Raw genomic sequence first — 13,184 nt, 5'->3', positions numbered from 1 at the left:
GTCTGGGGAGCACCGTCAAGACCAACACGAATACGCCTTCCTTGTCTTTCCAATTTGTTTAACTATAATGTTAAATATCAACCGAAAGGTTTATAAAAGGAGGCAATCATGAGCGAGCCGTTTCATCGTCCTTCGCTGGGTGCGTCGGTGTACTACAAGGACCCGTTTGCCGCGCTCGACTGGCTCGAAAAAGCGTTCGGCTTCGAGCGTCAACTGGTGGTCACGGATAGCGATGGCCAGCTGGGTCATTCTGAAATGCGTTTCGGCGACAGCTACGTGATGATCTGCCGCGAATGGTCGGAAGACGCGGCGAGTCCGGCTTCGATCGGCGGCAAGAATACGCAATCGGTGCACGTGCAATTGCGCGAGGGGATCGACGAACATTGCGCCCACGCGCGTGCCGTGGGTGCTGTGATCACGCGCGAGCCCGCGGATCAGTTCTATGGTGATCGCGTCTATGCTGCGCGCGATCCGGAAGGGCATGTGTGGAGTTTCGGGCAGACAGTTCGCGAGGTGTCGCGCGAGGAAGCGGAGCGCGTTAGCGGTCTGAAGATCGAAGGATGGGTTTAAGCGATGGGACTGCCAGCCAGCGTCTCGCTCGACCGCACTCTGGCTGCACTGGCCGATCCGAACCGGCGTCAGGTGGTCGATCTGCTCAGCCAGCAACCGATGCGCGCGGGCGAACTTGCGCAAGCCACCAGTCTTTCGCCGCAGGCGATGAGCCGGCATTTGCGTGTGCTGCGCTCGAGCGAACTGATCGAAGAATCGCACGACGGCGTCGACGCGCGCGTGCGTCTCTACGTGCTGAGGTCGGAGCCGATGAGCGAGTTGAAGGCATGGCTCGAACAGACCGAAGCCTTATGGTCCGAGCAATTGCTGTCGTTCAAGGCGCATCTGGAGCAGCAGGAATGAGTTCGCGTGTGCAGGTGTCGTTACGCGTCGCGGCAACGCCCAAACGCGCGTTCGAAGTGTTCACGCGTGAGATCGGCAGATGGTGGCGTCCGAATGGTCTGTTTCAGTTCACGTCGCAAGGCGCGGGTGTGCTGTCGTTCGAACAGGTTGCGGCGCCTCACACGCCTCGCGAGTGCGTCCGCCTGATCGAAACGCAGCCGGACGGCAGCGTGTTCGAGATCGGCTGCGTGACGGTCTGGGAGCCGGGCGAACGTTTGGCATTCGGCTGGCGTCAAGCAAGTTTCACTGACGCGCAGCACACGCAGGTCGAAGTGCGTTTCGAAGCGGTGGGCGACGAAACACGCGTGACGGTGGAGCATCGTGGCTGGGATACGGTGCCGCAGGAGCATGTCGCGCGCCACCATTTCCCCGAGCGCGTGTTTCTGTTGCGGCACGGCGAATGGTGGCAGGTGTTGCTGGCTTCGCTACGGGCTGAAGTGCAATCGGCTGCGCCACCGGGGTGAATTGCGGCGTGCGTCGTACGTTCTCGTCAGCGTGTGGCGATCGCGGCGGCAACACCGGCCATAACCGTAGCGCTGGCGCGGTTGGTGAACTTCACCGCGCGGCGCGTGCTCAGCAACTTGCGCGCGCGCGTGGCGAGCAGCGCCCAACCGAAGTCGACGGCCATCAGCACGATCAGCATGGTGAGCGTGAGTTCGAACCAAGCGACGGTGCCGATGCGCGACAGATCGATGATGGTCGGCAGCAATGCGAGGTAGAACATCATGATCTTCGGGTTGCCGAGCGTCACCAGCATGCCGGCGATGAACATGCGCCACGGCGACTGGCCGCTCGGCAGGTCGCTGCCTTGTACGTCGGCCGGTGCGCGCCACATCTTCCAGGCAAGGAACAGCAGATAGGCGACGCCGACAAATTTCAGCGCGATGAACACCATGCCGAAGCTGCGCGCGATCACCGCCAGGCCGGCTACCGCGCAGGTGAGCCACAATGCTTCGCCCAACCACATCGCGGCGAGAAACGGCAATACGTCGCGAAAGCCGTTGGTCAGCACGCGCGCGACCAGCGCGGCAACGCTGGGGCCGGGTGTGCCGGCGGCGATGATCAGTGCAAGCGCGAAGACGAGCAAAGCAGATAGCGACATCACGTTTCTCCACGAAATTCAGTGTGCGCGCAACCTCCGGCTTAATGAGCGCGCAACCTCCGGTTGACGAAGCGCCACGCGGCGCTCACCAGCAGCGATCCGACACCGAGCGAGACGCCCAGCAGCACGATCGAACTCATATGATCGCGCACCAGCGGCACGTTGCCGAACAGATAGCCGGCCGCCACCAGCGATACGATCCACAGCGCCGCGCCGGCGGTGACGAACGACACGAAGCGTGCAAACGTCATGCGTGAAACGCCGGCGACAAACGGCGCGAACGTGCGCACGACAGCAATGAACGGCGACAGCAGAAAGGTCAGGCCGCCGCGCGCTTCGTAAAACGCGTGTGCTTTGCGCAGTGCGTTCTTGTCGAGCCAGCGGTAGTCGGCGGTATAGACCTTTTCGCCGATGGCGCGGCCGATCGCGTAGTCGACGATGCTGCCGGCCACTGTGGCGGCGAACAGCACAGGGACGACGATCCAGACGTTCAGCGCGCCGGTGGCGGCGAGACCGCCACAGATGAAGATCAGCGGATCGCCAGGCAAAAAGAAGAGCGGCAGGAAACCGATTTCGACGAACACGACGAGAAACAGCATCGCGTAGACGGCCGTGCCGTATTGCACGATCAAACCGCTGAGGTGCTGGTCGAAGTGCAGGGCGACCTGCAGCACATGCATGAGATCCATCGTGGTTCGAAAGGGATTTGGGTGTTCGGAATTTTAGTCCCGTCGCGGCGCGGGCACTTGTTTATTTCTCGGTGCTGATGTCAATATCGGGGCGTGTCTTCCAGAACCACGCCCGAAAAAAACCAAGAAACCCCTATGCAACACGCTTCCAACCTCACGTTCCGCCTTGCCGCACCGCACGAAGCGGACACTATCCGTACGATCGAATTCGAGGCCGGCCAGCGCTTTGTCAGCGTCGGCATGACGGGTATCGCCGATGCACCACCGATGGAGCTGGAACTTGTCCAACGCAAGATCGACGCGCAGCAGATTATCGTCGCCGTGGAAACTGATGAGACGTGTGTGGGATTTGTGATGTTCGAGCCGCAGTCCGCGCGTTTTTACGTGCAGGAGCTGGACGTGCTGAGTTCACATGCCGGGCAACGCATTGGCGCGGCGTTGATCGATCAGGTCGCGCAACTCGCGCGTGCGCAACAGATAACGCAACTCATTTTGTCGACGTTTCGCGAGGTGCCGTGGAATGCGCCGTACTATCGGCGGCTCGGCTTTCGCGATATCGAGGCGGCCGATCTGGATGCGGCACTGATCGCCCGGCGCGATGCGCACATCGCGCGCGGACTCGACGAATCGAAACGCGTGTTCATGCGGCGTGACCTTGCGTAACGCCGCATGAACCGAACGTCTTATTCCACTGCTTCCAGCGTCGGGTAGTCCACGTAGCCGGTTTCGCCACGTGCATAGTACGTGGCCGGATTCGGCTTGTTCAGCGGCGCATTCGTCTCGAAGCGGCGCACCAGATCCGGATTCGCGATGAACAGTTGACCCCAGGCCACTGCGTCTGCTTCACCCGCGTCGAGCACGTGCTGCGCGGTTTCCTTGGTGAACTTTTCGTTCGCGATGTACGGGCCGCCGAATGCCTTCTTCAGTTGCGGGCCGAGGCGGTCGTCGCCGAGAGCTTCGCGGGCGGCGATGAACGCGATCTTGCGCTTGCCGAGTTCGCGCGCCACGTAACCGAAAGTCGCTGCCGGATCCGAATCGCCCATGTTGTGCGAGTCGCGACGCGGTGCGAGGTGCACGCCGACACGGTTCGCGCCCCAGACGTCGATACAGGCGTCCGTGATTTCGAGCAGCAGGCGGGCGCGGTTTTCGAGCGGGCCGCCGTAGGCGTCGGTACGCTTGTTGGTGCTGTCCTGCAGAAACTGGTCGAGCAGATAGCCGTTCGCGCCGTGCACTTCCACACCGTCGAAACCTGCTGCCTTCGCGTTTTCGGCGCCCTTGCGGAACGCTTCGACCACGCCGGCGATTTCGTCGAGTTCGAGTGCGCGCGGCGTCACGTACGGACGCTCCGGACGCACCAGGCTCACGTGGCCTTGCGCCGGGATGGCGCTAGGCGCAACCGGCAGTTCGCCATTGAGGAACAGCGGGTCCGAAATACGGCCGACGTGCCACAGCTGCAGGAAAATTTTGCCGCCGGCTGCGTGCACGGCGTTCGTGACGATCTTCCAGCCTTCCACCTGCTCCTGCGACCAGATGCCCGGGGTGTCGGCGTAACCGACGCCTTGCGGCGTGACGGACGTGGCTTCGCTGATGATCAGGCCTGCCGTGGCGCGTTCGGCGTAGTACTTCGCCATCAACGCGTTCGGCACGCGGATTTCTTCAGCGCGTTGGCGCGTGAGCGGCGCCATGATGATGCGGTTCGACAACGTGATGTCGCCAATCTGGAGCGGGTCAAAAAGAGTCGGCATATGAGTTCACCTTAGGTGGCGGGCGCGTGGCCCGGGCCTTAAAAAAACTGCATGATGAAATAAGCGAAAAAAACGCGGCGATGCGGATGAAGCGCTCAGAGATCCGTGTTCATGTGCTCGAGAAAAGCCTGAATGACGGCCTCGTTGCGTTTGAAAAATACCCATTGGCCAACCCGCTTCGACGTAACGAGACCGGCGCGCTGCAACGCGGCAAGGTGCGCCGACACGGTGGACTGCGACAGGCCGCAGTGCGCGTCGATCTTGCCCGCGCACACGCCGTGATCGAGCGGTAGCTCCTGGTCGGAGAAATGCGCATACGGCTCGCGCAGCCAGCCGAGGATCTCCCGCCTTACGGGGTTGGCAAGCGCTTTGTGAATCGCGTCGATATCGAGCGTCATGTGGGTCGGTTTCAGGGCATCAACTTCAAATCGTCAACTTCAGATCGTCAACGACAGGCAGACATGGCGCAGGTTGGTGGCCATGCATCTGCATCGCTACAAGACGAATCATATATCGGAATTTAACGATATGCTTGAAGCCACTACTGTCTATGGGGTCGATAGATGTCGGCACCAATGAACCTGCGCTTCCACGGCACGGGAAGGCGGACATAACGGTAAATATGAAAGGCATCTGTCACGTTATAGTTACGATCTATCAATAGCATTGCAAAAATCGCATTCTGTTGATGGCCGCTCTCACATATATTTTTATGTGCAGTAGGCCTGCCGACGCGGACCAATCCTGGTCCAACACAAGCTGTGACGTCCATCATCGGACAAAGACTATGCGCGTCGGGTGACAGTGCCAGTACATCAAAAAGAGTCCATCATGTGATTCCCCGACCGCCCGACGGCGCTGGTTCGGCGATGCACCGTAGAAACCAGACGCCGTGGAAGAACTGGTAGTGGGTACATTCCCCAAGGAGATAGTGCATGTCAAACGAAGCAAAGTGCCCGTTCAATCATGCTGCCGGCGGTGGCACGACGAACCGTGACTGGTGGCCAAAGCAGCTGCGGGTGGATCTGCTTAGCCAGCACTCCAGCAAGTCGGACCCGCTGGACAGCGGCTTCAACTATGCCGAGGCGTTCAAGAGCCTCGATCTGGCCGCGGTGAAGAAGGATCTTGCGGCACTGATGACCGACTCGCAGGAATGGTGGCCGGCAGACTTCGGCCACTATGGTCCATTCTTCATCCGCATGGCCTGGCACAGTGCCGGCACGTACCGCATCGGCGACGGCCGCGGCGGCGCCGGGCGCGGCCAGCAGCGTTTCGCGCCGCTCAACAGCTGGCCGGACAACGTCAGCCTCGATAAGGCTCGTCGCCTGCTGTGGCCGATCAAACAGAAATACGGCCAGAAAATTTCCTGGGCCGATCTGCTGATCCTGACCGGCAACGTCGCGCTCGAAACCATGGGTTTCAAGACCTTCGGCTTTGGTGGCGGTCGCGCCGACACCTGGGAGCCGGACCTGGACGTCTACTGGGGCAACGAAAAGACCTGGCTGGGCGGCGATGTCCGTTATGGCAAGGGCGCTGCCGGCAATGAGGGCGAAGGCGTGATCGTGGCCGATCCAGCACTGCACGGCAGCGAAGTCAGCCGCGACGACAACGGACGCAACCTGGAAAACCCGCTGGGCGCGGTGCAGATGGGCCTGATCTATGTCAACCCGGAAGGTCCCGACGGCAATCCTGACCCGCTCGCCGCGGCACATGACATCCGTGAGACCTTCGCTCGCATGGCCATGAACGACGAGGAAACGGTCGCGCTGATCGCCGGTGGCCACAGCTTTGGCAAGACGCACGGCGCCGGTCCTGCCGACAATGTGGGTCCGGTACCCGAGGCCGCCGACCTCGAGAACCAGGGGCTGGGCTGGAAGAGCAGCTTTGGCACCGGCAAGGGCGCCGACGCGATCTCCAGCGGACTGGAAGTCACCTGGACCACCACGCCGACGAAGTGGGGCAACGGATTCTTCGAGAACCTGTTCAAGTACGAATGGGAACTGACCAAGAGCCCCGCCGGCGCCAACCAGTGGGTCGCCAAGGATGCCGGTGAAACGATTCCGCACGCTTTCGATGCCTCGAAGAAGCAGCGGCCGACGATGCTCACCACCGACCTCTCGCTGCGCTTCGATCCCGCCTACGAGAAGATTTCGCGGCGTTTCCTGGCGAATCCAGACCAGCTCTCCGATGCCTTCGCCCGTGCATGGTTCAAGCTCACTCACCGCGACATGGGGCCGCGCGTCCGCTATCTTGGACCAGAAGTGCCTGCTGAAGAACTGATCTGGCAGGACCCGATTCCGGCGGTCGACCACGCACTGGTCAACGATCAGGACGTCGCGTCGCTCAAGCAGAAGATTCTGGCGTCAGGGCTGTCCGTTTCGCAACTGGTGTCGACAGCGTGGGCGTCGGCATCCACCTTCCGCGGCTCGGACAAGCGCGGCGGCGCCAACGGTGCGCGCATTCGCCTCGCTCCGCAGAAAGACTGGGCGGTCAACCAGCCCGAGCAGCTGGCGAAGGTACTGAAGGTCCTCGAAGGGATCCAGAGCGAGTTCAACGGCGCACAGTCCGGCAAGAAGGTGTCGCTGGCCGACCTGATCGTGCTGGCCGGTAGCGCCGGCATCGAGCAGGCTGCGAAAAACGGCGGCCATCAGGTGACAGTGGCGTTTACGCCGGGACGCGCGGACGCGTCGCAGGATCAGACCGACGTGGAATCCGTCGGAGCGCTTGAGCCCGTTGCCGATGGTTTCCGTAACTATCTGAAGGGCAAGTACAGTGTTCCGGCTGAAGCGTTGCTGATCGACAAGGCGCAATTGCTGACTCTGACCGCACCCGAGATGACCGCGCTCATCGGCGGCTTGCGTGCCCTGAAGGTCCAGAGCGGGCAGGATTCGCATGGTGTCTTCACCAAGCGGCCGGAAACGTTGACCAACGACTTTTTCGTCAACCTGCTCGACATGGGTACGGAATGGAAACCGGTTTCCCGGGACGTGTTCGAAGGGCGCGACCGCAAAACCGGTGAGGTGAAGTGGACCGGTAGCCGTGTCGATCTGGTGTTTGGTTCGCACGCTGTGTTGCGGGCGCTGTCCGAAGTCTATGCAAGCGAGGACGGGCAGGCCAAATTCGTTCGCGACTTTGTCGCTGCGTGGGTCAAGGTGATGAACCTCGATCGCTTCGACCTCGCCTGAGCGGGTGTGCGGGTCCCGTCAGAGTTGCAATCCTGACGGAGCCTTGCCTCAGTTTGCGAAGGTAATTCTGCATGTCGCGGTGCGACTCCGAATATATCGGAGCCGCGCCGTTTTTTTTGCGTCCACGCCATACCGTGCAGCTTGAGTGACTCGAGCATCCGCGTCATTGCATCAGCCTGCATGGTCGTCCTTCCCCTTCCTTAGGCTTCGTAGCGACCCACTTTGGTCTGCGGCTCGACCGTGGATCGCGTGCGGGTGTCAGTCCGTCGATTCAGGGTTTACGCGGTGCGCACATACTTGAAAAATCAAGTACACTCAGTCGCAACATAGTTGAAAAATCAAATAAATTAGCCTCTGGGACAAACCCGTGTGATGCACCTCATCCTTCCTTTGCAGATGAGGTTGCGATGCCTTGAATTGGAGCAGATCAATGAGAAACAAGATTGCACTTGAGGAACACTTTGCGATAGACCTCACTATCGATCAGTCGAAAATTTATGCGCCTGCGCCCGTTTGGGAAATGCTGAAGTCCAATCTGATGGACATCGAGCAGCAGCGACTCGAGCGGATGGAGCAGGGCGGAACCGAGTATTCAATCCTGTCGCTCAACTCGCCCGGCATCCAGGGTATCCCGGACATCAAGCAGGCGATCGATGTCGCGCGACGGGCCAATGATGTCCTCGCAGAACATGTTGCGCGTCATCCGACCCGTTTGGGTGGATTTGCTGCATTGCCTATGCAGGACCCCGAAGCAGCGGCGCGTGAACTCGAGCGAAGCGTGAAGGATCTCGGATTCCATGGCTTCATGGTGAGTGGCTTTTCCCAGGTGGGCGATGCGGAAAATGTCGTGTACTACGATGCCCCGCAGTACACCGATTTCTGGGCGAGCGCGGCGGCGCTCGGCAAGCCGTTCTATATGCATCCTCGCGATCCGTTGCCGTCCCGCGAACCGATCTACGATGGTTTCCCGTGGCTGACCGCCGCGACCTGGGCGTTCGCGGTTGAGACGAGTACTCACGCGCTGCGGCTGATGACGTCCGGCCTCTTCGACCGCAATCCTGAGTTGCAGATGATTCTTGGCCATCTCGGCGAGGGGATCCCGTTCAACATCTGGCGCGTCGACCACATTCTTCAAAAGGCGCCACGTGGATTGCCCTGCAAGCGTAGCGTGGGCGAATACCTCAGGGAGAATGTCTACGTCACGACGAGCGGGAATTTCAGAACCCAGACGCTGCTGTCCACGATGCTGGAAATGGGCAGCGACCGGATCATGTACTCGGTCGACTATCCGTTCGAAACGCACGACGAGGCGTCCCAATGGTTCGACACATGCTCGATCAGCGAAACGGATCGCGTGAAGATTGGACGGGAAAACGCACAGCGTTTGTTCGGTCTTGAATGATGCGAGGAATAGGAGAAATCGAATGTCCGTGACTCAATTGACACCAGCGTTGGCACCAGCAGATGTGTGGCGTAACAAAATCTATAGCGGCGGATGGAAGACCGGAGGCGGAGGTACGATCCCGGTGACCGAGAAGGCGACCGGCGTGGAATTGGGCTCGATTGGTTGTGCATCGGCTGCCGATGTGTCCGCCGCCGCCGCGATCGCGACTGACGCGCAACGCGCCTGGGCCGCGACACCCGGGCCTCAGCGAGGGGATGTGTTGCGCGAAGTCGCCCGTTTGCTGGAGGTTCACAAAGAGGAGATTGCCGTTCAGATTGTCCGCGAGACCGGGTCGATACGGCCTAAGGGACAACTGGAGGTGAAGCTGGCGATACGCGAGATTCTCGAGGCCGCGGCTTTGGGCAGCCAGCCAACCGGGATGATCACGACAAGCGACGTTAAGGAGCGCCATAGCGTAGCGCGCAGAATTCCCATGGGTGTGGTCGGCGTCATTACGCCGTGGAATTCGCCGTTCATTCTGGCGGCGCGAGCCATCGCTCCGGCACTGGCCACCGGCAATGCAGTGCTACTCAAGCCCGACCCTCAATCGCCGGTTAGCGGCGGCGTCCTGTATGCGCGGCTATTCGAGGCGGCGGGGCTGCCCGAGGGGCTGTTCCATGTTCTTCCTGGCGCGGCGGAAACCGGTGACGCGCTGGTTCGGGATCCTCTTGTTAACATGATCAGCTTCACGGGATCCACGCGAGTAGGGCAAGCGATCGGCGCCGTAGCAGGCGGCTTGCTCAAGCGAACGAGCCTCGAACTCGGCGGCAAGAATCCCTACATCGTGCTTGATGATGTCAATGTCGACGCAGCGGCGAGCGCAGGGGCGTGGGGATCGTTTTTGCATCAGGGGCAAGTTTGCATGTCGGCGGGCCGGCATCTCGTTCATGAACGCATTGCGGACGCCTACATTGAAAGCCTCGTGAGGCGAACCAAGGCGTTATCGGTTGGCGACCCTTTCAAGGGCAATGTCCATCTCGGCCCCATCATCAATGAACGGCAGGCCGAAAACGTCGATCGCATCGTTGCCGAGTCTGTGAGCAAGGGCGCGAAGCTTCTCGCCGGTGGGACGCGCGACGGGCTGTTTTTTAACCCGACTGTCCTGGTAGACGTCGCGCCGGGGATGCCTGCGTTCGAGGAAGAGATTTTCGGTCCCGTCGCCGCGGTGACGGTGTTCAGGAACGATGACGAAGCGGTAACGCTCGCCAATCAGAATCGCTATGGCCTGGTGGCGGCAGTGGCTTCTTCCGATTTGCGTCGCGCCCAACGGATTGCGGACCGGCTGCATGCCGGCATCGTTCACATCAATGATCAGACGGTCATGCACGAGGTGTTTGGTCCGATGGGCGGTCTCGGTTTGTCCGGCAACGGGCATAACTACAGCACCCTGACCAACATCGACCAGTTCACGGAATGGCAGTGGGTGACGAGCCGCGACGAACTTCCGGCTTATCCCTTCTAGAAAGCTGTTGCGCCGGGCTCGCCGTGTACGCGTACTGATCCGCGTCGCCCGGCAGCGACGAGAAGACAGAAATGACCCATTAGCGCACGATTTCATGCGCAAACGGAGCGAGGTGAAGAGTGACCCCGGATACTGCGCAGCGAGTCGAAGAGGCGCCTGCTTCGATCGTCGACATTGGCGCGTTGATCGATAGCCAGCCACTGAGCACCTTCCAGAAATGGATCATGGTGATGATCGGTTGCTCAGTGGTGATGGATGGATTCGACGTGCAGACAATGGGTTTTGTCGCACCTGCGATTGTCCGTGCCTGGGGCATCAGCCCGGCCGAGCTCGGTCCGATTTTCGGCGCCGGCTTGCTGGGGATGCTCGCGGGCTCCATCGTTCTCGGCGCCATGGCCGATCGCGCGGGGCGTCGGCCGGTGCTTATCGGCGCGACTGTTTTCTATGGGCTATGCATGCTCGGTACCACCCTGGTTCAGAGTGTGCCGGAATTTCTTGTCCTTCGTTTCCTGACCGGTTTCGGTATTGGCGGCGTGATGGGTAACGCTATCGCGCTGGTCAGCGAATACAGTCCGCAGAAATATCGGGCATCGCTGATGACCTGGGTCTCGTGTGGCTTCACGGGTGGGGCAATTGCCGGAGGACTTCTCTGCGCTGCCTTGCTTCCATCGATGGGCTGGAGGTCGGTGTTCTTCGTTGGGGGCGTATTGCCGTTGCTCATTGCCGTCCCGATGGCCAGGTATCTGCCGGAATCGCTTCAACTGCTGGTGGTCAAACAGCGCCGCCTGGAAAGGGTGGCTAAGTGGCTTGGGCGAATCGCGCCGAACGTCCAGCTTACGCCGGGGACCCGCTTTGCCGTTCGCGGGCAGCCGCAAACGAAGGCCTCCGTTGGCGAGCTGTTCCGCCATGGCCGCGGCACGATGACGTTGTTGCTATGGGGGATCAACTTCGCGAATCTGCTTGACCTCTTTTTCCTGTCGAACTGGCTTCCGATGCTTTCCTTGCGAGTTGGCCATGGCGTGGCGACGGCTGTACTCATCGGCACCTCATTGCAGATCGGCGGTACGGCGGGGGCGCTGCTACTGGGCCCGCTGATGGACCGTTTCGGCTTCTATCGTGTCTTGGCGCTCAGCTTTCTGGTGGCGACGTTTTCGGTGGCATCTGTTGGTCTGCCCGATCTATCAACGGGGTTGCGCTATGCCGTCGTGCTGATAAGCGGAATCTGCATCGTTGGCGGGCAGCCGGCGGTCAACGCGTTGACCGCGACGCTCTATCCAACTTCGTTGCGGGCCACCGGGGTCGGCTGGAGTCTGGGTATCGGCCGGGCGGGTTCAATCATCGGTCCGGTGGTAGCCGGACAACTGATCAGGCTGCAATGGTCGAATACCGCGTTGTTTGTCGCGGCTGCGGTGCCCGCGTTGGCATCGTGTCTGATGATTGTTTTCCTTAGCCGTGCTTCGGCGAGAAATCGGATCGATTGCGTTGAGTGTTAGTGGGCTGCAGCAGATTTAGATAAAAGAAAAACAGCAAAGCACTGTCGTGTCAACGACAGATTATCCAATCAGTCAGCCTGGATAATGACCCTGTCGTCATTCGAATACGACGGCGACAGATCGTACCGGTAACGATCGGGTGCGCCCGCTCAAACCGGGCGGTGCGGCTCGAGCGGTTCATTCGAATGGGCGGGTGGCTGCCTGACAATGGATTCGAGTTCGGCGGTATCTACCAGGGTGATTCGCCCGTACCGGATACGAACGAGTTGCCGGTCTATGAACCAGCGTAGTTCCTTGTTGACGTGCTGGCGTGAGGCCATGAGCAGCGCAGCCAGATCTTCCTGCGACAAACGGATGCCGAGCGTCACGCCATCGTTATCGGTGTGGCCGTAGCGTTTGCCGAGTGCGAGTAAATGGCCTGCGAGGCGCGCGCGAAACGACATCAAACCAAGATTTCCAAGGCAGTCGTGAAGGTGGCGTGCACGTGTGGCAAGTAGCCGGAGCAGGCTTGCAGTGAGGGTCGGTTCGCGTTCAAGTGTGGCGTTTAGCGCATCGGCGGGAATGTGAAAGAGCCGGGTAAGTCCGCGCGCCCGCTGGTTGTGAATGGAGCGCTGATCTGTCATCACGGCGGTGAGATTGGCCAGCTCGCCTGGCGGGATGAACGTCTCGACGGCCCGGATGCCCTGGGTGCTTGGCCATCCCCATTCGAGCATGCCGGAAAGAATGATGTGGATATCGGTGCAGGGATCGTTGGCGAGATAAATCAGCTCGCCATCGGCATACGTGCGCAGATAACCAGCTTCGACAAGAGCATCGAGGACGGATTCCGGCCACGCGCGCAGGGCCTCATGGTTACGGAATGCAGTCCATATGATCTCCCGCTGCTTACGTGACAGATCGCGGCCGCTCGACTGCAATGGCAGATTTGTCGCTGCTTTCGCGGAAATATCTTCAGCGCGGTCGACAGGGGAAAGGTTTCGGGGTGGAGCTTGCATGCGGCAGTCCGGTTCGAGGTGTTTGAGTCGAGTATCGATAAACGCGAGGTGTGCGAACGAAATGTCTCGGGCGATTAACGATAAACGATAAACGCGTATCGCGGCATGGATGCACGGC

General features: G+C 60.4%; 13 protein-coding genes. 8 read left to right on the top strand and 5 right to left on the bottom strand.

Annotated features, from left to right (window positions below; genetic code table 11):
• The first annotated feature begins 108 nt into the window (after positions 1–108).
• Genes R8871_RS08830 through R8871_RS08820 form a run of 3 tightly spaced genes read left to right on the top strand, consistent with a single transcriptional unit; the run spans position 109 to position 1,415 of the window.
• On the top strand, positions 109–570 hold the full coding sequence (locus R8871_RS08830; protein ID WP_175050086.1) for a VOC family protein: 462 nt from the start codon (positions 109–111) through the stop codon (positions 568–570).
• A gap of 3 nt (positions 571–573) precedes the next feature.
• A complete protein-coding gene (locus R8871_RS08825; protein WP_175050085.1) occupies positions 574–912 on the top strand; it encodes an ArsR/SmtB family transcription factor in 339 nt (112 codons plus the stop codon).
• Positions 909–1,415 carry an SRPBCC domain-containing protein gene (locus R8871_RS08820; RefSeq protein WP_175050084.1) on the top strand — a complete coding sequence of 169 codons (507 nt, stop codon included), beginning with the start codon at positions 909–911 and terminating at the stop codon, positions 1,413–1,415. The genes R8871_RS08825 and R8871_RS08820 overlap by 4 nt, the downstream gene beginning before the upstream one ends.
• A 26-nt stretch (positions 1,416–1,441) precedes the next feature.
• On the opposite strand, the gene R8871_RS08815 is transcribed toward R8871_RS08820, so the two are convergent.
• Together R8871_RS08815 and R8871_RS08810 are read right to left on the bottom strand one after the other, a co-directional pair.
• Complete coding sequence (locus tag R8871_RS08815; protein WP_175050083.1) at positions 1,442–2,053, bottom strand: LysE family translocator; 612 nt, start codon at positions 2,051–2,053, stop codon at positions 1,442–1,444.
• Between the two features lie 41 nt (positions 2,054–2,094).
• Positions 2,095–2,742, bottom strand: coding sequence for a VTT domain-containing protein (locus tag R8871_RS08810; RefSeq protein ID WP_175050082.1), 648 nt, complete (start codon positions 2,740–2,742; stop codon positions 2,095–2,097).
• A 135-nt stretch (positions 2,743–2,877) separates the two neighbouring features.
• Between R8871_RS08810 and R8871_RS08805 the strand changes: the two genes are divergently transcribed.
• Complete coding sequence (locus R8871_RS08805) at positions 2,878–3,405, top strand: GNAT family N-acetyltransferase (protein WP_175050081.1); 528 nt, start codon at positions 2,878–2,880, stop codon at positions 3,403–3,405.
• Positions 3,406–3,425: 20 nt separating this feature from the next.
• Here R8871_RS08805 and R8871_RS08800 read toward each other — a convergent pair whose 3' ends face one another.
• A complete protein-coding gene (locus R8871_RS08800) occupies positions 3,426–4,487 on the bottom strand; it encodes an alkene reductase (protein WP_175050080.1) in 1,062 nt (353 codons plus the stop codon).
• Between the two features lie 95 nt (positions 4,488–4,582).
• A complete protein-coding gene (locus tag R8871_RS08795) occupies positions 4,583–4,885 on the bottom strand; it encodes an ArsR/SmtB family transcription factor (protein ID WP_175050079.1) in 303 nt (100 codons plus the stop codon).
• Between the two features lie 537 nt (positions 4,886–5,422).
• Between R8871_RS08795 and katG the strand changes: the two genes are divergently transcribed.
• The 4 genes from katG to R8871_RS08775 all read left to right on the top strand — a co-directional run bounded on the left by katG (position 5,423) and on the right by R8871_RS08775 (position 12,071).
• Complete coding sequence (katG, locus tag R8871_RS08790) at positions 5,423–7,672, top strand: catalase/peroxidase HPI (protein WP_175050078.1); 2,250 nt, start codon at positions 5,423–5,425, stop codon at positions 7,670–7,672.
• A 430-nt stretch (positions 7,673–8,102) separates the two neighbouring features.
• On the top strand, positions 8,103–9,074 hold the full coding sequence (locus R8871_RS08785; RefSeq protein ID WP_175050077.1) for an amidohydrolase family protein: 972 nt from the start codon (positions 8,103–8,105) through the stop codon (positions 9,072–9,074).
• Positions 9,034–10,578 carry a benzaldehyde dehydrogenase gene (locus R8871_RS08780; protein WP_322789510.1) on the top strand — a complete coding sequence of 515 codons (1,545 nt, stop codon included), beginning with the start codon at positions 9,034–9,036 and terminating at the stop codon, positions 10,576–10,578. The genes R8871_RS08785 and R8871_RS08780 overlap by 41 nt, the downstream gene beginning before the upstream one ends.
• Before the next feature lie 119 nt (positions 10,579–10,697).
• Complete coding sequence (locus R8871_RS08775) at positions 10,698–12,071, top strand: MFS transporter (protein WP_246287499.1); 1,374 nt, start codon at positions 10,698–10,700, stop codon at positions 12,069–12,071.
• Between the two features lie 149 nt (positions 12,072–12,220).
• Here R8871_RS08775 and R8871_RS08770 read toward each other — a convergent pair whose 3' ends face one another.
• Positions 12,221–13,066 carry a Crp/Fnr family transcriptional regulator gene (locus R8871_RS08770; RefSeq protein ID WP_175050076.1) on the bottom strand — a complete coding sequence of 282 codons (846 nt, stop codon included), beginning with the start codon at positions 13,064–13,066 and terminating at the stop codon, positions 12,221–12,223.
• Between the last annotated feature and the right edge of the window lie 118 nt (positions 13,067–13,184).

The organism is Paraburkholderia sediminicola, from assembly GCF_902859805.1.
Taxonomy (GTDB): domain Bacteria; phylum Pseudomonadota; class Gammaproteobacteria; order Burkholderiales; family Burkholderiaceae; genus Paraburkholderia; species Paraburkholderia sediminicola.
This window is presented reverse-complemented; position numbering and strand designations above follow the sequence as displayed.